Below are 22,715 nucleotides of genomic sequence, written 5' to 3'. Positions count from 1 at the left end.
ACCCGCAAGACTCAGCACGGGTCGTCTACAGCCCCACCGCCAGCTTGCTGAACAACGTCCAACTCACCGGCGTCTTCCCATACGCCGCCTCCAGCGCCGCCGGCTTGGCATACGCCGCCACCGTCCCCCCGAGCGCCAACCCAAGCGGCCCCACGATCGGCACCCGGTAGGCATACCCGACCTCAGCCTTCGTAACCCGGAACTTCCGATCGTGCAGCGGATCGCCCTCGTCCGGAAAAAGCTCGTCGTTCGCCACGTTCTCGACCCTGCCAAACACCGCATGCCGCGCCGAAAGTTCATACGTCGCCTCCGCCAGGAACGCGCTCAGCTTCTCCCCCGGCACCCGGTCCTTGAGACTATACGCAAACGTCGCCGCCAGCCCGCCCCGCGCATATTGCACGCTGGCGGTCGAGCGGTTCTCGTCCTCGCCCGGATGCTGCGCCTCGGGCTCCTTCAGCCGACCATGGCTGACCTGCACCGCCCAGAACGGCGACGGCGTCCACGTCCCCCGCACGCTCCACGAATCGAGCCGCGGCGTCTCGATATTCCAGCGATGCTCGTCCGGCTCGCGCCCCTTGAACGCCGACGCCTCGAGCTGGAACGCGGGCGTCGCATACCCCGCCGTCACCACGCCGTAGGTGATGTGCGTCGAATCGAACCAGTGATGCGTGATCGGCGACATCGGCTGATACCGCGCCGACCCCCGGTGCATGAACGCGCTCGGCCCCAGCGCCGGCTCGCCGACCGGTCCGCCGTACAGGAACACGCTCGCGCCGTTCCCCAGCCGGTAATCGACCTTCGCGGCCAACTCCATGAACAGGTCGTGCGGATGCTGGCGATCGACCAGCGGCCGGTCGTTCGCCAGCTCACCCGTCGCAAACAAGTTCGTATAGCCCCGCGCGCCCATCAGCGGCTCGAGGCTGTTCATCGTCCGCAGCTGGATATGGAACCGGTCGCCCAGGTCGCGATCCGCCATCAGCATCGCCATCGACTGCACGAACGCCTCGCTCTTCCCGCGCGGGCCGCCCTGGTCGGTCGCGACGCCCCACGCATAGCCATGCGCCATCAGCATCCATTCGCCGACCTGCGCCATATACCCGCGCATCGGCCCCTCGGCCGCCGGCAGCCGCGACGTCCCGCTACCCTGGCTGTAGAACCCGGCGGAAGTCCCCATCGCCATCCCCGCCATCGCCGAACCCGCCGGCATCTTCGCCACCGCCGCATCGGACGCCGCGCGATAGGCGGGGTCGGCGATCATCGCATGCCCCATCGCGCCATGATTCATCGCCATGCCAGGCATCGCGGAATGGTCCATCTGCGCATGGTCCATGCCGGGCATAGCCTCGGGCATCGCGGACGGCGTGGTTGGAGTCGGAGGAACAACCGGAGCGGGGTGGCCCATCGCTGAATGATCCATCATCGAATGATCAACGGCACCCCCAGACCGCGACGGTTGAACCGCCGGAGTAGCCGAACGCTTAGACACCGGCCGCGACTTGGCCTTCTTCACCGTCTTCGCGGAAGCCGCATCCGGCATCGTCATGCCCGGCATAGACATGGAATGTTGCGCCACCGCAGCAACCGGCAACACCGCCGCCACGACACCGCCCGCAAGCAGCATCGCCCTCACGGCCCCAGCCGCGAGAAACCTCGATCGAGTCATAAGTATATCCTTGGAAAAGCCTGAAAATCTGGGCGCCTTAGCACCCGACGATCAAGCCTTCCGCGGAGGCCGCAAAGCCGGCGCGACGCCCGCCCCAAGATCCAGCACCGCCACGCGCTCGGTCACCATAACCGGCTCCCGCAACGCCACGCCGAGCACCCGAGCGGCATTCCAGTTCGAAGGCGGCACGCACCCGATGCACCCATGCAGCGGCGTAGCCTTCCGGTCGGGCGCCTCGTGATCCGGCATAGCTGCCGGCGTCCCGCCCATCGCCGCCATGTCCATGACGACGTCACTTCCCCGCGAAGCAGACGCGTCATGACACGCCGCCGGCGCCACCGCAGGAAACGCAAACGCTGCAAGGAGCAAAGCCAGGATCAGGCGCGCGAGCATGCCGCCGGTCTAACCCCGCGCACGACCCGCGACAACCGCGCAGTATTTCCTCGAACCCGGGAAAGCCACGGTCGCGCCAATCGCCGACTTGCCCGCGAGCCGCGAAAGGTTCAGCCTCGACCCATGAAGACCCCAACGCACCCCGAACGAACCAAAACCCCGAGCACCCCCGCCGCCAAAGTCTCGATCAGGATCGGCAAGCGCACGACCCTCGACGCCTCGATGACCACCGCCGGCCTGCTGTCGGTCGGCGCCCTCGTATCCAGCATCCTCCTGTCCAGCGCAGTCATAGTCGTCGCTGCCGGCCGCAAGGCCGCAAGACGACCACTGGCATTGCCTGATCATACCAAGGCCAACGGCTAGGGCTCAATTGCGGTCATAGACACAGTAGGGAAACATTCGGTCATGCCGATATGCTCACTTCGTTACGCTCGAACCATGGCGGCCCTACTTGTTACCGTAATTGCTGGAAGTTGCAGCAGCTTGCCTAAGCGCCTGAATGTGTCGGAAAGCCGCACCTGCCTAAGCCAAGGAGGATATGAAAGCCGCAGCGCTTTCGGCTTTCCAATCTGTCAATTCCGCTACGCCGATGGCGGAAAGGTGTGTGCCGACAAGGCGGATTGCCAAGGTCAGTGTCTCAGAAGCGTCGATGGACCGCGGCAGACACCTATTCCACCGGCCGGCGAAGCCGCAGAGGGGCTATGCCAAGCTGAACGATACAATCCCGGATGCTTCGCGACGATCGAAGGTGGTAAAATCACAGTAGAAGGCGAGGTGTGCGAGGACTGATAGCTACGTCTGCAATCTTGTTAACATCGACATCAAGTCTTTCACCATCTTTGCCTTGCCCTAAAACAGCAACCCAACAAACATTCGTAAACCACTACGCCCGTACGGTGGCGTCATGGAGCGTTCCTTTATCGCGGTCACGGCGATCGCCTCGACATTGATGTTTGCCGGTGTCTGGAAAGCCACTGAGCCGACATCGATTCCAGCCCCGGCTATCGTCGATACCAAGGCGGTCCCCGATGTGGCGATCGCCGCGCCGCCGGTACTGCGGCGACACGCCGTCGCGCCTGCACGACGCGTCGCAGACGCCGAGCCCTACAACGTCGTTCGGCCGGCATACGGATCATCGCCACCGGACCGCCGTTCGACCGGCTCCGGGACGGAAAGCTCCGTCTTCTACAGCGGATGTCGCGCAGTACGCGCGGCAGGGGCCGCGCCGCTCCATCGTGGCCAGCCGGGCTATCGTGCCGGCATGGACGGCGATGGCGACGGGATAGCCTGCGAAAACTATCACTGAGCTACCCGCCGCCGCCGAACCCTCAGCTATGCAGGAAGTGCATCACGTCGCCGTCGTGCACGACGTACGCCTTGCCTTCCGCGCGCAATTTGCCCGCTTCACGTGCCTTCGATTCCCCACCCAGCGCGATGAAGTCGTCGAACGCGATCGTCTCGGCGCGGATGAAGCCCTTTTCGAAATCGCCGTGGATCTCGCCTGCGGCCTGCGGTGCGGTGGCGCCCTCGTGGACGGTCCAGGCACGCGCTTCCTTCGGGCCGACCGTGAAGAACGTCAGCAGGTGCAGCAGCTTGTACCCCGCGGTGATGACGCGCGCGAGGCCGGTCTCCTCCAGCCCCAGTTCGCCGAGAAACTCGCCGCGATCCTCGGCCGGCATCGTCGCGATTTCCGCCTCGATCGCCGCCGACACGACGACCGCCTCGGCGCCCTCGGCCTTCGCCTTTGCGAACACCCGCGCCGACAGCGCATTGCCGTTCGCCGCATCGCCCTCGTCGACGTTGCACACGTACAGCACGGGCTTCGCGGTCAGCAGCTGCGCCTGCGCGAACACGCGCGCCTCGTCCTCGTCCTTCGGCACGGTCAGCCGCGCGGGCTTGCCCTCGCGGAGCAGCTCGAGCGCCTGGCCCAGCACGGCGGCACCGATCTTGGCCTCCTTGTCGCCCTGCATGCCCTTCTTGGCGAGGTTCGGCACGCGCTTCTCGAGGCTTTCGAGATCGCTCAGCATCAGCTCGGTGTCGACCGTCTCGGCGTCGGCGATCGGATCGACCTTGTTGTCGACATGCGTCACGTCGCCATCCTCGAAACAGCGCAGCACGTGGACGATCGCGTCGACCTCGCGGATGTTGCCGAGGAACTGGTTGCCGAGCCCTTCGCCCTTCGACGCGCCGCGCACGAGGCCGGCGATGTCGACGAAGCCGAGCTGGGTCTCGATGATCTTCTGCGATCCGGCGATCTTTGCGAGCGCGTCGAGCCGCTTGTCGGGCACGCCGACGTTACCGACGTTCGGCTCGATCGTGCAGAACGGATAGTTCGCCGCCTGCGCCGCGGCCGTCTCGGTCAGCGCGTTGAAGAGAGTGGACTTGCCGACGTTCGGCAGCCCCACGATGCCGCAGCGAAAACCCATGATATGCCCTTGGTATAAGAATGTGGTGGCGCTTTAGGGCAGGGCGCGAAGGAAGGCCAGCAAGGACGCAGGCGCGCATCGTTGGACGCCACTCGGATTAAGGCCACCACCCCGGCGAAGGCCAGGGCCCAATTGGGGGACGTTGCTAACGATGGTCGGCACCCCGTTATTGCCACCTTTCCAATTGGGCCCCGGCCTCCGCCGGGGTGGCGTCCCTGCTTGATGCGGGCGTGATCGACCCACTCGATTGCCGCAGTGCAGCAAAATAATCATACCGGTCGGTAGTTATCATATGGTCGACGCTTATATCCCGATCCCAGCTCGAGATAGACTAGGAACTCCATGACCACGACCGCCCACGGCTACGCCGCGCAATCCCCCGAAACCCCACTCGCACCGTTCTCGTTCGAGCGCCGCGAGCCCGGCAAGACCGACGTCGCGATCGACATCGCGTTCTGCGGCGTCTGTCATTCCGACCTCCACACCGCCAAGGGCGAGTGGGAAGGCACGCTCTACCCCTGCGTCCCTGGCCACGAGATCGTCGGCCACGTCACCGCGGTCGGCAGCGACGTCACCAAGTTCAAGGTCGGCGATGTCGTCGGCGTCGGCTGCATGGTCGACAGCTGCGGCGAGTGCCCGTCGTGCAAGGACGGCGAGGAGCAATATTGCGAGACCACCGGGTTCGTCGGCACCTATAACGGCCCCGATCCCGTGCTCGGCGGCCACACCTTCGGCGGCTATTCGGACAAGATCGTCGTCGACGAGGGCTTCGTGCTGAAGGTCTCGCATCCCGAAGCCGACCTCGCCGCGGTCGCGCCACTGCTGTGCGCCGGCATCACCACCTACTCGCCGCTCAAGCACTGGAAGGTCGGGCCCGGCCAGAAGGTCGGCATCGTCGGTCTCGGTGGTCTCGGCCACATGGGCGTCAAGATCGCCAATGCGATGGGTGCTGAGGTCTATGTGTTCTCGACCTCGCCGAACAAGCGCGACGACGCCAAGCGTCTCGGTGCGAAAGACCTGATCGTGTCGAAGGACGAAGCCGCGATGGCCGAACACGCCAACAGCTTCGACTTCATCCTGAACACCGTCGCGGCGAGCCACAACCTCGACACGTTCACCGCGTTGTTGAAGCGCGACGGCACGATGACTCTGGTCGGCGTCCCCGAGCACGCGCATCCGTCGCCTTCGGTCGGCAACCTCATCTTCAAGCGCCGCGCGATCGCCGGCTCGCTGATCGGCGGCATCGCCGAGACGCAGGAAATGCTCGATTTCTGCAATGAGCACGGCCTGGTATCGGACATCGAGATGATCCGCATGGACGAGATCGAACCCTCGTATCAGCGCATGGTGAAGAGCGACGTGAAGTACCGCTTCGTCATCGACATGGCGACGATGAAGACGGCCTGATCGGGCAGGGCGCGGCGTGCGCGTCGGGTGCCGCCCCCATTGCTCCCTCCCCTTCAGGGGAGGGTCGGGGTGGGGCAGTGCCACGAAGGTTAACCTATGCGGCCAAGCCCCACCCCAACCCTCCCCTAAAGGGGAGGGGGCAAGAAGGTGCCGAACGCTCCCCCAAACACTACCACCCCGGCGCAGGCCGGGGCCCAGGTGGGAAGGCCAGCGTGATGAAGCGCAGCCCTTCGTTAGCAACGTTTCCCAATTGGGCCCCGGCCTGCGCCGGGGTGGTACTTTGCACGCCGAGCTGGCTCAGCCCCCCATCACCACCGATAATTAAAACTAATACTAATCCGCTCACCCTTGGCGGCATTCGGCACGACCTCATGCCGCAACCAGCTCTCCCAAAGAAACACACTCCCCGGCTTAGGCTCGGCATAAACAAACGTCCGCAGATTCTCCGCAGCATCCTCCAGCCGCGTCGGCGCCGCCATCATCATAGGCAACCGCGGATCCTCCAGCTTCAACGCCCCAGCCCCCTCCGGAATCGCCACGTACATCGTCCCCGACACGACGCTATGCGGATGAATATGCCCCGAATGCGCGCCACCGGGCTTCAGGACGTTCACCCAAAGACTATCCAGCTTCAACTTCCGCCCGCCCAGATCGAACGCACAATCCTTCGCGAACTGCGCGACGTGCTTGTTCAGCCGCCGCACCAGATCCCCGAACCGCGGATCGCGCAGCGGCAGGTCGTTCAGCGACGCATACGAGGTATACCCGCGATACCCATGCGCCTTCGACCACGCGACGCCCGCGCGATCCGCCTTCGCCAGTTCGAGCGCCGCGTCCTCCAGTTCCTCGACCAGATCGGCGTCGCCGAGATCGGCCTCGTAGAACCGCGTGGCAAACAGGGAACGGGTGGTCATGGCTGCATCCTCAACGCGACATCGTTCATGAAGCGGACGTCGTCGCCTTCCGCCAGCCACTTGGCCTCCGCCGCGACCGCGCCGAGCATGTCGGACAACGGCTCGATCTCGGCTTTCGCATAATTCCCGAGCACGTAGCCTGTCACGCGATCCTTGTGCCCCGGATGCCCGATCCCCAGCCGCACGCGCCGAAACTCCGGTCCCAGATGCTGGTCTGTCGAGCGCAGCCCGTTATGCCCCGCGGTCCCGCCGCCGGTCTTCACCTTCACGCGGAACGGCGCAATGTCGAGTTCGTCGTGGAACACCGTCAGCGCCTCGACGCCAAGCTTGTAGAACCGCAGCGCTTCGCCGATCGCGCGGCCGCTCTCGTTCATGAAGGTCGCGGGCTTCAGCAGCAAGATCTTCTCCGCGCCGATCCGCCCCTCCTGCGTCCAGCCCTGGAACTGCTTCTTGACCGCGCCGAAGCCGTGCACCTCGGCGATCGCGTCGGCGACCATGAACCCGACATTGTGCCGGTGCATCGCATATTGCGCTCCCGGATTGCCGAGTCCCACCCAGATCTGCACGTGTGATTCTCCATAAGACGCGTCAGCCACTTAACCGTGTTCTCCCGCAGACGCAGGAGCCCAGGGTAACGGGCGATGGCGTTGCTTGATCCTGGACCCCCGCGTTCGCGAGGGAACAGGAGGGCAGGGCAAGCCCCGTAAAACGAAACGGGCGGGAAAGCCCTAGCTTTCCCGCCCGCCAGATCATCCTAAGACGAAGGGCTGAACCCTCAGTCCTTCTTCTGCGGCGTGATCTTGTCGTCGTGGTTGTCGTCGTCGTTCGGCTCAACAACCGGTTCTTCGTCCGAAGCAGCCTCGGCAGCCTGAGCTTCGGCGACTTCAGCCTCGAGCTCTTCGTCCTCGACGGTCGGCACGGTCGGCGGCACGATCGTGGCGATCGCGAAGTCGCGGTCGTCGATCGCGGGCGTCGCGCCCTTGGGCAGCTTCACGTCGCTGATGTGGATCGAATCACCGATCTCCAGACCGGCGAGCGAAATCGTGATCTCGCTCGGGATGTCCGAAGCGTCGACGACCAGCTCGATCTCATGGCGCGTGATGTTGAGGACGCCCTTGCCCTTCTTGATGCCCGGTGCGTCGTCCTCGTCCGCGAACACGATCGGCACCGCGACCGTCACGGTCGAATGCTCGCCGATGCGCAGGAAGTCGACATGGATCGGGCGATCCGAAACCGGGTGGAACGACACGTCCTTGGGAAGCGTGCGCACGCCGTTGACCATCACCACGGAATTCATGAAGTGGCCGGTCATCAGCGCCTTCATCAGCGCCTTTTCCTCGAGGTGAACCGAGGTTGGTTCCTGGTTCAGGCCGTAGATCACGGCAGGCACGCGGCCATCACGACGCAGCGCCCGGGAGGCTCCCTTGCCAACCCGGTCACGCGTCTCGGCTGCGAGCGTCAACTGGTCGCTCATCTGTATTCTCCGAAACTCGTTTGTTGTCCTTCCCGCCCACGCCTCCAGGGATGACCATGGACCGGAAGCGCGGGCGCATAGCGGAAAGCAGCGTTAGAATCAACTAAACCTGCACCCTCGCCCCTCCGGGGAGAGGGAGGGGCCCGCACGCTCTTGCGTGTGGGAGGGTGAGGGGAGGTGAGGCTCGGGACGTTTATCCCAACTCCCCCTCACCCTTCCGTCGCAAGGGCTCCTCCCTCCCTCTCCCCGAGGGGAGAGGGACTCGGGCACCTCAATACTTGACCCGCTCAGCCTTCACCCCAAGCTTAGCCAACTGCGCCTGCACGCTGTCCTTACCCGCCAGATGCCCCGCACCGACCGCGATAAACACCGTCCCCGGCGACTTCATCCGGTTGGCGACCCACTCCGCCCACCGCGCATTACGGTCCACCAGCAGCACCTTCGCCACCTCCGGCGAATCCTTGAGGCTGTCGTTCATCTCCTTGGCGAGCGCCTCGGGATCGCCCTTCGCCCATTCGTCGACCATCGTCGCCATCGTCTTCTCAAGCGTCGGCAGCTCGTCGATCGTGCTCCCCAGAAACTGGATCTGCGCGGTCTGCGACAGTCCCCCGAAATACCCCAACTGCTGCTCCGCCGTCTCAAGCCCGATCACCGGCTTCCCCGCAGCCTTAGCCGCCGCCGTGATCACCTGCTCCGGCCCGTTTGCCGCATCGTACCCAAGCTTCGACAAAGGCGCGATCGACAGGTTGGTCGCCGCCAGCCAAGGCTTGAATCGATCGAACGCATTCGCCGGCAGCCCCAGATCGGTCACCGCCTTCGCATACGCCGCACGCTTGTCCGCGGGCAGCTGCTCGGTCAGCGTCGGTCCGTCCTTCGACACGCCGGTCGCCATCACCAGCGACTGCATCTTCGCCGGATCCGGCATCACCAGCTCCAGCACCACCTGGTTCGAGCGGTCGAACGCGGTCTTCACCGCCTCGTCGAACCACGTCATGCCGGGCTTCAACACATGGATCGTCCCGAACAGGTAGATCGTCGTGTCCTTGTCCTTCACCACCCAGAGCGCCGGATCGGCATCGTTCGCGGCTTGCACAGGCTTCGGCGCGACCTGCGCACAGGCGGGCAGGGCGAACGCCATGGCGATGGCAGACAGCGCGGATCGGAACGAAACGATCTTCGAAAACAGCTTCAAGACGACGACATCCTCATTGTTGGTTTGGCCCCATGTAGGACGCCCGGCCGCAACGCACCACTTGCCTCCCGCACCCCCATCCGCCAAAGCCCGCGCGTGACCCAGCCCGTGACCCAGCCACCGACAAAGCCTCTTAGCTTCCAGCGCATGATCCTCACGCTCCACGATTACTGGAGCGAACACGGATGCCTGATCCTGCAGCCCTACGACATGGAAATGGGCGCGGGCACCTTCCATACCGCCACGACGCTCCGCGCGCTCGGGCCGAAACCGTGGAACGCCGCGTTCGTGCAGCCCTGCCGCCGCCCGACCGACGGCCGCTATGGCGAGAACCCCAACCGGCTCCAGCATTACTATCAGTATCAGGTCATCCTGAAACCGAGTCCCGCCAATCTCCAGGAACTCTACCTAGGCAGCCTCGCGGCGATCGGTATCGACATGCTGAAGCACGACATCCGCTTCGTCGAGGACGACTGGGAAAGCCCGACGCTCGGCGCCTGGGGTCTCGGCTGGGAGGTCTGGTGCGACGGCATGGAGGTGACTCAGTTCACCTATTTCCAGCAGATGGGCGGCTTCGACATGAAGCCCGTCGCCGGCGAACTCACCTACGGGTTGGAGCGCTTGGCGATGTACATCCAGGACAAGGACTCGGTCTACGACCTGGCGTTCAACGATGCCGGCGTGACCTACGGCGACGTGTTCCTGGAGAACGAGCAGGAGATGTCGAAGTGGAACTTCGAGATCGCCGACACGGACTCCCTGTTCGACCAGTTCCGCAAGCACGTCGCCGAATGCGAGAACAGCCTCTCCGCCAAGCTCCCGATCCCAGCCTACGAGCAGGCGATCAAAGCCAGCCACATCTTCAACCTGCTCCAGGCCCGAGGCGTAATCTCGGTAGCCGAACGCCAAGCCTATATGGGCCGCGTCCGAGACCTCGCGAAGGGCGCCTGTGCCGCCTGGATGGACAAACACGGATGGGCGGCGTGAGCCTCCATCCTTCCTCCCCTCCCGCAAGCGGGAGGGGGCCGAGGGGTGGGCACGCGCTCACCACCACCGCTACGCCAGCCATGACGCTCCCCACCGCCGCGCCACGTTCCACGCAAATGCTGCGCATGGACGGGCCGGGCGCCCACCCCTCGATCCCCTCCCGCTTGCGGGAGGGGAGGTGAAGATATGACTGATTTCCTTCTAGAACTCCGCTCCGAAGAAATCCCCGCCCGGATGCAGTCCAAGGCGCGTGAAGATCTCGCCAGGCTGTTCACCGCCGAGCTCGCCAAGGCCGGCATCGCCACCAGCGCGATCGTCACCTACGCGACCCCGCGCCGCCTGACGCTGATCGCGCGCGACCTGCCGCTCGAGACCGCCGCCGTCTCCGAGGAAACCAAAGGCCCCAAGACCTCCGCACCCCCGCAGGCGCTCGAAGGGTTCCTCCGCAAGACCGGCCTCACCCGCGAGCAACTCATAGACCGCAACGGCACGCTGTTCGCAGTCACCGAGAAGCCCGGCCGCGCCACCGCCGCCGTGCTCGCCGAGGCGATCCCCGCGATCGTGCGCGCATTCCCGTGGCCGAAGTCGATGCGCTGGGGGGATGCCTCCGCCAGCACCGAATCGCTCCGCTGGGTCCGCCCGCTGCAAGGCATCGTCGCGTTGCTCGGCGAAGCGATCGTGCCGTTCGAGATCGCCGGCATCGCCAGCGGCGCCGCCACGCTCGGCCACCGCTTCCACCACCCGTACCAGATCACGATCGGCGGCGCGCACGACTATGTCGAGAAACTGCGCGCCTGCCACGTCATCGTCGACCACGACGAACGCGCCACGCTGATCCGCGACCACGCCCGCGAAGCCGCAATGCAAGCCGGTCTCGAACTCATCGAGGACGAGGGCCTCGTCGCGGAGAATGCCGGCCTGACGGAATGGCCGATTCCCCTGCTAGGCCAGTTCGACCCCGCGTTTCTCGACGTCCCGCCGGAGGTGATCCAGCTCACGGCACGCGTGAACCAGAAATATTTCGTCTGCCGCGGGGCCGATGGAAAACTGGCGAACGCATTCGTCTGTACCGCTAACATCGCCGCGCACGACGGCGGCGCGAAGATCGTCGAGGGTAACCGCAAGGTCCTCGCGGCGCGGTTGTCGGACGCGAAGTTCTTCTACGACACCGACCTGAAGGTCCCGCTTGCAGAGCAGGCGGCCAAGCTGTCGAAGATCGTCTTCCACGAAAAGCTCGGCACCGTAGCCGACAAGGTCGACCGCGTAGCGAAGCTCGCCCGCTGGCTGGTAGAAGAGGGCATAGTCACCTCTGCTTCTGCTCCCCTCCCGCTCGCGGGAGGGGTCGGGGGAGGGCCCGACACAACCACCACCGCCGCGTTTGAGGCTAGCCCCTCCCCCGACCCCTCCCGCAAGCGGGAAGGGAGCAGTGAGTTGGCAACCCTAGCAGACCGAGCAGCCCGCCTCGCAAAGGCAGACCTCGTCACCGGCATGGTCGGCGAGTTCCCCGAGCTGCAAGGCCTGATGGGCGGCTACTACGCCGCCGCGCAGGGCGAGCACCCGGCCGTCGCCACCGCCATCCGCGACCACTACAAGCCGGTCGGCCAAGGCGACGACGTCCCCACCGACCCGGTAACGGTGGCCGTAAGCTTGGCGGACAAGCTGGATACGCTGGTCTCTTTTTTTGCTGCCCAAGAGTTCCCGACGGGGTCAAAGGATCCGTTTGCACTCCGGCGCGCAATGCTCGCAGTAATTTCAATCATCGAGACTTGTGAGTTGCGGTTGAACTGGCTGGCAGTTTTTGCTGAGGCCGCCGACCAAATTTACCCGCCGATCATTCAATTGAAGCTTTCCCACTTGGGGGCCGATCTTGCGTACGGCTTTTCGCTACATCGCTATCCAGATCGCCCGGACCAAGATGAATACGGATATACTCAAGCAGCGATTGCCGAGTTTTTTGACGTAGCGCGAGGGGTGGATATCGCGGTTGAAAATGCTTCTCGTCAATTAGGCGCATTTTTAATCGACCGCCTAAAAGTCCAACAACGCGAAGCCGGCGTCCGCCACGACCTTATCGACGCGGTGTTCGCGCTCGGCGGCGAGGACGATCTCGTCCGCCTGCTCGCGCGCGTCCACGCGCTCCAGGCGTTCGTGACCACCGAGGACGGTGCGAACCTGCTCGCCGGCTACAAGCGCGCCGCCAATATACTCAAGAAGGAAGCGCCGAAGGACGACGCGGCCTCTTCTGCTCCCATCCCTGAAAGGGAGGGGCCGGGGGTGGGTAGCCCTCGTGGGAACGCCGCGCCCGCCTCGGACCGACCCACCCCCAACCCCTCCCTTCCAGGGAGGGGCGAAGAGAAGGTGCTGTCCTACACCCCCGAACCCGCAGAGACTGCGCTGATGACCGCGCTCGACTCCGCCGAACCCCGCGCAACGGCCGCGATCGCACGCGAGGATTTCGCCGCCGCCATGGCCGCGCTCGCCTCGCTCCGCGCGCCGATCGACGCATTCTTTGATAGCGTTATCGTCAACGATTCCGATCCCGCCAAGCGATCCGCTCGTCTCGCGCTACTTGAGCGAGTCCGCGCCGCAGTGCACAACGTCGCAGATTTCTCGAAGATCGAGGGGTGATTTAAGGCGAAGTGCAGATGCTCCCAGCGTCTGCACTTTGTGCACTTCCGCGCCGTCTTGCGGGTAAAAACAAACACTTAGAGGACCGACCATGACCCAATATGTGTATCGCTTCGGCGGCGGTGTTTCGGATGGCGGCAAGGGCGACAAGAACCTGCTCGGCGGCAAGGGCGCGAACCTCGCCGAGATGGCGTCGATCGGCCTGCCGGTCCCTCCGGGCTTCACGATCTCGACCGATTTCTGCGCGGTCTATTACGACGAGGGCGGCCAGTTCCCGCAGGGCCTGCGCGACGAGGTCGCGACCGGCCTCGCGCACATCGAGGGCGTCACGGGCAAGACATTCGGCGACCCCGCCGACCCGCTGCTCGTCTCGGTCCGTTCGGGCGCCCGCGCGTCGATGCCGGGGATGATGGACACCGTCCTCAACCTCGGCCTCAACGACCAGACCGTCGAAGGCCTCGCCGCCAAGTCCGAGGACGCGCGCTTCGCGTGGGACAGCTATCGTCGCTTCATCCAGATGTACGCCGACGTGGTGCTCGAACTCGATCACGGCGCGTTCGAGGAAGCGCTGGAGATCGCCAAGGAAGACCAGGGCTTCACGCTCGACACCGAACTCTCGGCCGACGATCTCCGGAAACTCGTCGCGGAGTATAAGGGCCTCGTCGAGAAGCTCTGGGGCAAGCCCTTCCCGCAGGACGTCCACGACCAGCTCTGGGGCGCGGTCGGCGCCGTCTTCGGCTCGTGGCAGTCCGAGCGTGCGAAGGTGTATCGCCGCCTCAACGACATCCCCGGCGGCTGGGGCACCGCGGTCAACATCCAGGCGATGGTGTTCGGCAACATGGGCGACACCTCGGCGACCGGTGTTGCGTTCACGCGCGACCCGTCGAAGGGCGACCGCGCCTATTACGGCGAATTCCTGATCAATGCGCAGGGCGAGGACGTCGTCGCCGGCATCCGCACGCCGCAGTATCTCACCAAGACCGCGCGCGAAGACGCCGGCGCCAAGCCCGCCTCGATGGAAGAGGCGATGCCCGAGGTCTACACCCAGCTCGCCGACGTGTTCGACACGCTCGAAAACCACTATCGCGACATGCAGGACATCGAGTTCACGGTCGAGAAGACCAAGCTCTGGATGCTCCAGACGCGCGCCGGCAAGCGCACCGCCAAGGCCGCGCTCAAGATCGCCGTCGACATGGCGAACGAAGGCCTCATCACCCGCGAGGAAGCTATCCTGCGCGTCGAGCCGATGGCGCTCGACCAGCTTCTCCACCCGACGCTCGACCCCAAGGCGCACCGTGACGTGTTGACCAAGGGCCTCCCCGCATCGCCGGGTGCAGCCTCGGGTGCGGTCGTGTTCGACGCCGATGCCGCGGAGAAGAAGGCTGCGGACGGCGTCGCCGTGATCCTCGTCCGGACCGAGACCTCGCCCGACGACATCCACGGCATGCACGCGGCCAAGGGCATCCTGACCGCACGCGGCGGGATGACGTCGCACGCTGCAGTCGTGGCGCGTGGCATGGGACGCCCCTGCGTTTCGGGCGCCGGCACGCTGTCCATCGACGCGAAGGCGAAGATCATGCGCTGCGGCGGTCGCGAGGTGAAGGAGGGCGACCTGCTCACCATCGACGGCACCACCGGCGAAGTGATGATCGGCGCGGTCGCGACCGTCCAGCCCGAGCTGTCGGGCGATTTCGCGACCTTGATGGTCTGGGCCGACGAGGTCCGCCGCCTGAAGGTACGCGCCAACGCCGAGACCCCCGAGGATTGCCGCGTCGCACGCGAATTCGGCGCCGAAGGCGTCGGCCTCTGCCGCACCGAGCACATGTTCTTCGAGAGCAGCCGCATCACCAACGTCCGCCAGATGATCCTGGCGAGCGACGAGAAGGGCCGCCGCGTCGCACTGGAGAAGCTGCTCCCCGAACAGCGCAAGGATTTCACCGAAATCCTTGAGGTGATGGCTGGCCTGCCGGTGACGATCCGCCTGCTCGATCCGCCGCTCCACGAGTTCCTCCCGCACGAGGAATCGGAATTCGCCGAAGTCGCGACCGCGGCGGGCGTCGACGTCGACACGCTCAAGCGCCGCGCCGCGGAACTGCACGAGTTCAACCCGATGCTCGGCCACCGAGGCTGCCGTCTCGGCGTGACCTATCCCGAAATCTACGAGATGCAGGCCCGCGCCATCTTCGAGGCGGCGGTCGACGTCGCGGAGAAGTCCGGTGCGGCCCCGATTCCCGAAGTTATGATCCCGCTCGTCGCCACCCGCCGCGAGCTGGAACTGATGAAGGCAGTCGTCGACAAGGCTGCGCAGGCCGTGTTCGCCGAAAAGGGCCGCACGATCGAGTATCTCGTCGGCACGATGATCGAACTCCCCCGCGCAGCACTCCGCGCCGGCGAGATCGCGGAAGTCGGCGAGTTCTTCTCGTTCGGCACCAACGACCTGACGCAGACCACCTTGGGTGTCAGCCGAGACGACGCCTCGCGCTTCCTCGGGGCGTATGTCGAGCAGGGTATCTACGCCAAGGACCCGTTCGTCAGCATCGACGTCGAAGGCGTCGGCGAACTGATCGAAATTGCCGCGGAGCGTGGCCGCAAGACGCGCGCCGGCATCAAGCTCGGCATCTGCGGCGAACACGGCGGTGATCCGGCAAGCATCGCGTTCTGCGAAAAGGTCGGTTTGGATTACGTCTCGGCCAGCCCCTACCGCGTCCCGATCGCGCGGTTGGCAGCGGCCCAAGCGGCGCTCAACAAGAAGTGACGTGAAACCCCTCTCTCCCGACCCGCGGGAGAGAGGGGCGGTAATCAGCTACAAAGCCCCGCCGGCGGACCGGCCAGCGCGGGTAGGGTAGGCGGACCGGCGAGCGACGGCGTCGGCCCCGGCAGCGAAAGGTCGATCGCCCGCGCATAATAGGGATCGGCTTCCGCCTCGGGCAGCGTCACGAAACGGAACCCCATCTCGCGGTACAGAGCGAGCAGCTTGGGTAACATCCGCGCATCGAACGCGCCGACATGCATCAGCAGGACATAGGGAATATCCCGCCCCACCTGAGCCTTGGCCCGCGCCCGCGCCGCCAACGCCGCAGTCCGCGCATCGCCCAGAAAGCTGGCCTCCAGCTTGGCGATCGCCCCCGCATCCCGCTTGACCGAGCAGGCGGCGTAAACCGGGTTCCAGCTGAAATCGCTAAAACTCATCGTCACCGCCGCAGCCCGATACCCGCGAGCCCTGAGGTCGGCACGAGCCGCGTCGCGAACCGCCGGCGAACTACCCTCGGAAAGGAACGGATACCGAAACCAATGCCAGTCGGTCCCCTTCGCGGCGGCGGCAAGCGGTGCCTCGTTCCGCACCACATCGGCCGCAAACGCCGCCACACCCACCGTATCCAGATTGGCATGCGAATAGGTATGATTGCCAAGCGGCAGTCCGGCAGCACGCCACGCCGCTATCGCCTTCGCAGCATCATCCGGCGCATCAAGCCCGAACCCCGCGTTCAGAAACCCGAACGCAGGCGCCTTCGCCGCGGCCAGCGCCCCGGTAATCGCCCGAATCACATCCACCCGAGTCTGTCCGGGCACCAGCGGCCCATGAGCAGGAATATCGTCGAAGGTAAGTGCAATGGCAGGACGTTTGTCCGCGCGGTTCGAGGGGCCGACCGGCACCGGCGCCGCAACGCCAATGACCGATCGCGGCCGGTTCGACGCGCGCGAATTACCAAACAGACTCAGCGGTACGGCCTCGCCCATCGTCCGATAGCCGGCCTCCGACGGGTGCAGGTGATCACCCGAATCATACGCGGGGGACAGCCGGTCGGGATGCGCCGGATCGCGCATCACCTTGTCGAAATCGATGACGGCGTCGAACACTCCGGACGTGCGGATGAACGTGTTGACGGCCTGCCGATCCGCCTCGTTCTCCGCGGTCGGATGATAATAGGTATTGCCGCCGAACGGCATCACCGTCCCGCCGATCATCTTGATCCCGTGAGCATGTGCACGCGCGACGACCTGCGAAAAGCCCGCCGTGATCTGCGCGACGATCGCGGCATGTTGCGCAGGGGTTGCCGGGGCCTCGCGCGTCAGGACGCCAAGGTCGTTGATGCCTTCCAACACGATCGCCCAGCGCACGCCGCTGCGTGCGATCACGTCGCGATCGAAACGCGCGAGCAGATTGGGGCCAAGCCCGTCGAGCAACACGCGATTGCCGCCGATCCCCGCATTGACGACGCCGATCGCTCGTGTCGCCGTCGTTCCGCGAAGTCTTTGTGCTAGCACGTCAGGCCAGCGGGTGTTGCGCTCGGGCTTCACGCCGTAACCATCGGTGATCGAGTCGCCGATCGCGACGATCGTACCCGCCGCCGGCGCGGCAGCGACCTCGACATCCGCGATCGCATACCAGTGCGTCGTCGGCGTCGCGCCCGCCAACGTCGCGTCCGCCACTGCGTTGCCGGCCAGCGTGAAACTCGTCGCGCGAGAGCCGGGGTGGCCGGTCTGCGGGCTGGCGGCGTCCGGCAGATATAGGCTGATGGCGATGTCTGCACCGGCTGCAACGGGCAACGCGACAGCGTCGCTATACATTTCCGCGCCGGCCGGGATGACCGCGTCGCTACGGCCGGAGAAGGTCAGCCGCGCGCCGCCTTCGATCCGCGGTGTGCCGGGGGCGACCGATCGGGCGACGTGCGCACCGCCGATCGCCAGTGGGCGCGTGCCGAACGCGTTGGAGAGTCGAATGCGTACGCGTTCGCCGCCGGCCGAGACCCGCACCACCTGCCGTAGCGTGATCGCGCCGGCCCGATCGGCCGGGAGCGCATTGTCCCCCTCGGCGATCATCTGCGACGATCCCCATGTTGCAATCCAATGTGCGTCTCGGGTCGACGCAGTGTCCCGCGCGCCTGCGCCCGTCACGATCAGAGCGCCCAACACCAGCGCTACCGGCCACCGTCTCATCATCGCGTCCTCGTCCTCATATAGTGTCAGCGCGTCGCTATTGCGGGTTGCCGGGCGCGTACGGAAAGCGCTGCGCCTTGTACCATGCAAGGTCATGCGCGGGTGCCGCGGCTCCAGCCGGCAGCGGCAGGCCGTTGACCGACATCCAATAGGCAAGGCTCGCATCGCGCCACCAGCGCGCCTCGCGCTCTTGGACCGCTAGATACGTCGCGGTCTTTGCCCAGCGCTCGGCATCGACCTGCGGCTTCACGCCGTCCCACTGCCGACGCATGCCGGCCACGTAGCCGACGCCTGCATCGTAATCATGGACCATCTCCGCCCAGACCGATCGCCCTGAGTTCGTCCGGTACGTCCAAGGCACATGGTGGAACCACAACAGGTCGCGCTCCGGCGTCGTTGCAGGGGCGGCCAGCTTGCGGGCAAGCTCCGGCGCATATTGCGCAACCGCGTTGCTCCCCGTCTTGGTCCGGTCGAAGCCAATCCCGGCCTTGTCGGCGCGGTGGTAATAGACCGGGTTCCATTCGGGGCGCTTGAGGTCGGCCACCCACGGGCCGGGGCCGTAGTGATGCCCCGTCGCCATGACGTGCGCGAGGCCGAGGGGTGTCATGTAGTCGATTACCGCCTCGCGCGATCCCATCATCATCGCGACCACGGGATCGACGACGGCGGGGGAGGGCGCGAACGTCATCGCCGCCCATTCGCGCGCGACCGGGGCGGCGCCGAGCGTCGGATCCCACGCCATCCGGCCGAACGCGTACCAGTTCGCCTGGTTGAAGGTGGAGCCTGCCCAGTCGCGGTCGCGGCCGATATTCGCCACGCCCGCCATGCCGGTAAGTCTATGACCTTCGACCGAGCCATCGACGACCTTCGCCACGGTTTCGCCGGGCGTCCGCATCGTCTCGCGGCCGAGCGTCTCGGCGAACAGCGGCCCGAGATAGGCGAGGTGCGTCGCGAAGCCGAGATACTCCTTGGTGATCTGGAACTCGATCATCAGCGGGGTCTTGGGCATCGCGCCGAACAGCGGGTGGAACGGCTCGCGCGGCTGAAAGTCGATCGCACCGTTCTTGACCTGAACGATGACGTTCGGCGCGAACTTGCCGTCGAGCGGCTTGAATTCGGTATAAGCCTGCTTCGCGCGGTCATCGGGGTCGGTCTCGGCATAGACGAACGCGCGCCACATCACGATCCCGCCATGCGGTGCAACCGCGGCGGCGAGCATGTTGGCGCCGTCCGCATGGCTGCGGTGATAATCGCGCGGGCCCGGCTGGCCCTCGCTGTTCGCCTTGACCAGGAAGCCGCCGAAATCGGGAATGCTGCGATAGATTTCGTCGGTCTTCGCTTTCCACCACGCAGCGACTTGCGGATCGAGCGGGTCGGCGGTCTTCATCCCGCCGAGTTCGATCGGGGCCGAGAACCGTGCCGACAGATATACCTTTATCCCGTACGGCCGGAATACGTCGGCAAGCGCAGCAGCCTTGGCGATATACCGCGCGGTCAGGCTGTCGGCCTTCGCGTTGACGTTGTTGAGGACGGTCCCGTTGATCCCGAGCGACGCGTTGGCGCGCGCGTAATCGGTGTAGCGCGGGTCGCGGAAGTCGGGGAGCGTCCACCAATCCCACAGCGACGCGCCGGCATAGCCACGCTCGACCACGCCATCCAGATTGTCCCAATGGTTGAGCACGCGCAGCTTCACGCGCGGAGTTGAGGTCAAATCGATTCGGTCGATGCCGCCGCCGGTCTGCAGGTGACGCAGCAGCGCGAAGCTGCCGTATAGAATACCGCGATCGGTGTTGGCGGTGACGAGAAGCACACGGCGGGAGCCGAGCGTAACTCGTCCGACGCGGTACCCCTCATCGCCGAGCGCTGCCAGCGGAAGGCGAAGTGCTGCGACGTCGCGATCGCTGGTGGTGGCCAGCAGGATCGGCAGCGTGCTCGTCCCGAACAGGCCTAAGCCGCGGCGTAATTCCGCTGCTGCCGCCTTGAGCGTAGGCGTATCGCCGCGCGTCTCGATCGTGGTTGCGCCACGCGCGCCTGCCGTCGCTGAAGCCGGATATCGCAGCCAGAGATCATAGCCGTCTTCAGCTTGCGCCGGTCCGGTCAAACCAATTACCGCTCCGAACAGAAGCACGAACTTACCGATCCATCGGCCGAATATCGTCATAATCCTCTCCCGCCGTTCCGCACCACATTGACAGGATCGCGGATGATCAGCCATGTTATCGCTATCACGACGACGGCTTCGACAGCAATGCCGCGTTTCACATTAGGAGATAATCTTGGCCGGTACGAAGACAGTAGGGAGTGCCCCGACTTTGATGCCGACCCGGCGTGACCTTTTCGGCCTGCTCGGCTCGGTCTCCATTACAGGGCTCATTCCCGGGGTTGCGTACGCCGCGACCGCGTCACCCACCTACCGCGATTCCCGCGCGCCGGTCGATCTTCGGGTCCGCGACCTGATGGCGCGGATGACGCTGGAGGAGAAAGTTGGCCAGACCATTTCCCTGTGGGCGACCAAGGCTGACGTGATGGTGCCAGGTGGCCTCGATTTCGATCCGGCGCGCGCGACCGCGGCGTATCCGGCGGGGTTCGGGCAGGTCACGCGGCCGTCCGACAAGCGCGGCGGGCCGTCGGTGGCGGTGACGGCCGGCGGCACTGGGGCCGCGTGGCGGGGGACGGCTTCGACGATTGCGTTCGTCAACGCGGTCCAGCGCTGGGCGCGGGGCACGCGGCTCGGCATCCCGGTGATCTTCCACGAGGAATCGCTGCACGGATACATGGCGCCCGACGCGACGATGTTTCCGCAGGCGATCGGCATGGCAGGCAGCTTCGACCGCGACCTGATGCGCCGCGGACAGGCGATCATCGGCCGCGAAGTGCGCGCACACGGCAGCCACCTCTCGCTGTCGCCGGTCGTCGATATCGCCCGCGACCCGCGCTGGGGCCGGATCGAGGAGACGTTCGGCGAGGATCCGTATCTGTGCGGCGAGATGGGGGTCGCCGCGGTCGAGGGGCTGCAGGGCGACAGCACGACGCTGGCGCCGGGCAAGGTCTTCGCGACGCTGAAACACATGACCGGGCACGGCCAACCCCAGGCGGGCAACAATATCGGTCCCGCTCCGATCGGCGAGCGCGAACTGCGCGAGAGCTTCTTCCCGCCGTTCCGCGCCGTCGTGACGCGCACCGGGATCGGCGCGGTGATGCCGTCCTATAACGAGATCGACGGCGTCCCGAGCCATGCGAACCACTGGCTGCTCGGCGACGTGCTGCGTGGCGAATGGGGATTTTCAGGCGCGATCGTCAGCGATTACGGCGCGATCGAGGAACTCGACACGATCCACCACGTCGCGCGCGACCTGAACGGGGCGGCGAAACTCGCACTGGCGGCCGGCGTCGACAGTGCGTTGCCTGATGGCCTGGCCTACCGCACGCTCCCCGCCCAGGTGCGCGCGGGGACGGTTCCCATCGCGCAGGTCGACGCCGCCTGCGCAAGCATGCTGGCATTGAAGTTCCGCTCCGGCCTGTTCGAGGAGTCGCCGGTCGATCCCCGCGCCGCCGCTCGTCTGACCGGTAACGCGGAAGCGCGCGGCGTCGCGCTGGAGGCTGCCCGCAAATCGATGTGCCTGCTCACGAACGACGGCACGCTGCCGCTTGCACCCGCGGGCAAGATCGCAGTGATCGGCCCGAACGCGGCGATCGCCCGGCTCGGAGGCTATTCCGCGCCGCCGCGCCAGTCGGTATCGCTGCTCGACGGCGTGCGTGCGTTGGTCGGCAGCACGGCGACGATCGTCCATGCGCAAGGCGTGTTCATCACCCAGAGCGAGGATCGATCGCAGGACGAGGTGTTGCTCGCCAATCCGGAAAAGAACCGCGCGCTGATCGCCGAGGCGGTCGAGGTCGCACGCGGGGTCGATACGATCATCCTTGCGATCGGTGATACCGAGCAGACCAGCCGCGAGGGGTTCTCGAAGAACCATCTCGGGGACCGCACCACGCTGGACCTGCTGAGTGAGCAGAACGCGCTGTTCGACGCGCTGCATGCGTTGGGCAAGCCGATCGTGATCGCGGCGATCAACGGCCGTCCACCGAGCTGGCCGGGCGTGATCGCGAAGGCGAACGCGGTGCTGGAATGCTGGTATCCGGGGCAGGAGGGCGGCACCGCGATGGCCGAGGCGCTGTTCGGGCGGATCAATCCGGGCGCAAAGCTGCCCGTGACCGTGGTGCGCGAAGTCGGCCAGGTGCCGTTCTATTACAACCGCAAGCCCTCGACCCAGCGTGGCTATCTGTTCGCGGAGACGGCGCCGTTGTTCCCGTTCGGGCACGGCCTCAGCTACACACGCTTCGAGGTTAGCGCACCGCGGCTGTTGGCAGCGAAGATCGGCATCGCCGGCAGCGTCGGTGTCGAGGTCGACGTCGCCAATATCGGCCAACGCGCCGGCGACGAGGTCGTGCAGCTATATGTCCGCGACCAGGTATCGTCGGTCGCGCGACCCGTGATGGAGCTGAGGGGCTTCGAACGCGTGACGCTCGCGCCCGGCGAGCGGCGGACGTTGCGCTTCACGCTCGGCCCCGACGCGTTCGCATTGTGGGACGTCGACATGCGCGAGGTCGTCGAACCGGGCCTGTTCACGATCATGGCCGGGCCGAGTTCGGCACAGCTGAAATCCGCCATCCTCGAAATCGCCTGAAGGACCTT

General features: G+C 65.7%; 16 protein-coding genes. 7 read left to right on the top strand and 9 right to left on the bottom strand.

Features of this window, described 5'->3' with window-relative positions:
* Positions 1 to 25: 25 nt before the first annotated feature.
* Entirely contained in the window at positions 26 to 1,663 is a 1,638-nt protein-coding gene (locus tag ASE82_RS15000) for a hypothetical protein (protein ID WP_235524737.1), read from the bottom strand.
* A 51-nt stretch (positions 1,664 to 1,714) separates the two neighbouring features.
* A complete protein-coding gene (locus tag ASE82_RS14995; RefSeq protein WP_056065042.1) occupies positions 1,715 to 2,056 on the bottom strand; it encodes a hypothetical protein in 342 nt (113 codons plus the stop codon).
* Positions 2,057 to 2,179: 123 nt separating this feature from the next.
* On the opposite strand from ASE82_RS14995, the gene ASE82_RS14990 reads away from it, so the two are divergent.
* Both ASE82_RS14990 and ASE82_RS20140 read left to right on the top strand, forming a co-directional pair.
* A complete protein-coding gene (locus ASE82_RS14990) occupies positions 2,180 to 2,419 on the top strand; it encodes a hypothetical protein (protein ID WP_056065039.1) in 240 nt (79 codons plus the stop codon).
* Between the two features lie 541 nt (positions 2,420 to 2,960).
* Positions 2,961 to 3,362: an excalibur calcium-binding domain-containing protein gene (locus ASE82_RS20140; RefSeq protein ID WP_156348918.1), complete on the top strand. Its 402-nt coding sequence runs from the start codon at positions 2,961 to 2,963 to the stop codon at positions 3,360 to 3,362.
* A 22-nt stretch (positions 3,363 to 3,384) separates the two neighbouring features.
* Here the strand turns inward: ASE82_RS20140 and ychF are convergent, their stop codons facing one another.
* Complete coding sequence (gene ychF / locus ASE82_RS14980; protein WP_056065037.1) at positions 3,385 to 4,482, bottom strand: redox-regulated ATPase YchF; 1,098 nt, start codon at positions 4,480 to 4,482, stop codon at positions 3,385 to 3,387.
* Positions 4,483 to 4,824: 342 nt separating this feature from the next.
* Between ychF and ASE82_RS14975 the strand changes: the two genes are divergently transcribed.
* The gene (locus ASE82_RS14975; protein ID WP_056065036.1) at positions 4,825 to 5,889 is read left to right on the top strand and encodes an NAD(P)-dependent alcohol dehydrogenase; all 1,065 of its coding nucleotides are present in this window, start codon (positions 4,825 to 4,827) and stop codon (positions 5,887 to 5,889) included.
* 308 nt (positions 5,890 to 6,197) lie between these two features.
* Here ASE82_RS14975 and ASE82_RS14970 read toward each other — a convergent pair whose 3' ends face one another.
* The 4 genes from ASE82_RS14970 to ASE82_RS14955 form a co-directional block, all read right to left on the bottom strand.
* Positions 6,198 to 6,803, bottom strand: a complete 606-nt coding sequence (locus ASE82_RS14970) for a TIGR02466 family protein (protein WP_056065034.1) — start codon at positions 6,801 to 6,803, stop codon at positions 6,198 to 6,200.
* On the bottom strand, positions 6,800 to 7,369 hold the full coding sequence (gene pth, locus ASE82_RS14965) for an aminoacyl-tRNA hydrolase (protein ID WP_056065032.1): 570 nt from the start codon (positions 7,367 to 7,369) through the stop codon (positions 6,800 to 6,802). The genes ASE82_RS14970 and pth overlap by 4 nt, the downstream gene beginning before the upstream one ends.
* A gap of 209 nt (positions 7,370 to 7,578) precedes the next feature.
* The gene (locus ASE82_RS14960; RefSeq protein WP_056065030.1) at positions 7,579 to 8,277 is read right to left on the bottom strand and encodes a 50S ribosomal protein L25/general stress protein Ctc; all 699 of its coding nucleotides are present in this window, start codon (positions 8,275 to 8,277) and stop codon (positions 7,579 to 7,581) included.
* A gap of 271 nt (positions 8,278 to 8,548) precedes the next feature.
* Positions 8,549 to 9,415 carry a TraB/GumN family protein gene (locus ASE82_RS14955; RefSeq protein ID WP_056065458.1) on the bottom strand — a complete coding sequence of 289 codons (867 nt, stop codon included), beginning with the start codon at positions 9,413 to 9,415 and terminating at the stop codon, positions 8,549 to 8,551.
* A gap of 201 nt (positions 9,416 to 9,616) precedes the next feature.
* Between ASE82_RS14955 and ASE82_RS14950 the strand changes: the two genes are divergently transcribed.
* The 3 genes from ASE82_RS14950 (at position 9,617) to ppdK (ending at position 15,839) form a co-directional block, all read left to right on the top strand.
* A complete protein-coding gene (locus tag ASE82_RS14950) occupies positions 9,617 to 10,456 on the top strand; it encodes a glycine--tRNA ligase subunit alpha (RefSeq protein ID WP_056047263.1) in 840 nt (279 codons plus the stop codon).
* Positions 10,457 to 10,642: 186 nt separating this feature from the next.
* Positions 10,643 to 13,084: a glycine--tRNA ligase subunit beta gene (gene glyS, locus ASE82_RS14945; protein WP_056065028.1), complete on the top strand. Its 2,442-nt coding sequence runs from the start codon at positions 10,643 to 10,645 to the stop codon at positions 13,082 to 13,084.
* A 91-nt stretch (positions 13,085 to 13,175) separates the two neighbouring features.
* A complete protein-coding gene (gene ppdK / locus ASE82_RS14940) occupies positions 13,176 to 15,839 on the top strand; it encodes a pyruvate, phosphate dikinase (RefSeq protein ID WP_056065027.1) in 2,664 nt (887 codons plus the stop codon).
* Positions 15,840 to 15,883: 44 nt separating this feature from the next.
* Here the strand turns inward: ppdK and ASE82_RS14935 are convergent, their stop codons facing one another.
* Both ASE82_RS14935 and ASE82_RS14930 read right to left on the bottom strand, forming a co-directional pair.
* Positions 15,884 to 18,022, bottom strand: coding sequence for a GDSL-type esterase/lipase family protein (locus tag ASE82_RS14935; RefSeq protein WP_056065455.1), 2,139 nt, complete (start codon positions 18,020 to 18,022; stop codon positions 15,884 to 15,886).
* Positions 18,023 to 18,059: 37 nt separating this feature from the next.
* Entirely contained in the window at positions 18,060 to 20,183 is a 2,124-nt protein-coding gene (locus ASE82_RS14930; RefSeq protein WP_056065025.1) for an alpha-glucuronidase family glycosyl hydrolase, read from the bottom strand.
* 154 nt (positions 20,184 to 20,337) lie between these two features.
* Between ASE82_RS14930 and ASE82_RS14925 the strand changes: the two genes are divergently transcribed.
* Positions 20,338 to 22,707, top strand: coding sequence for a glycoside hydrolase family 3 N-terminal domain-containing protein (locus ASE82_RS14925; protein WP_056065023.1), 2,370 nt, complete (start codon positions 20,338 to 20,340; stop codon positions 22,705 to 22,707).
* The last annotated feature ends 8 nt before the right edge of the window (positions 22,708 to 22,715 follow it).

This window comes from Sphingomonas sp. Leaf230, assembly GCF_001421745.1.
Taxonomy (GTDB): Bacteria; Pseudomonadota; Alphaproteobacteria; order Sphingomonadales; family Sphingomonadaceae; genus Sphingomonas.
This window is presented reverse-complemented; position numbering and strand designations above follow the sequence as displayed.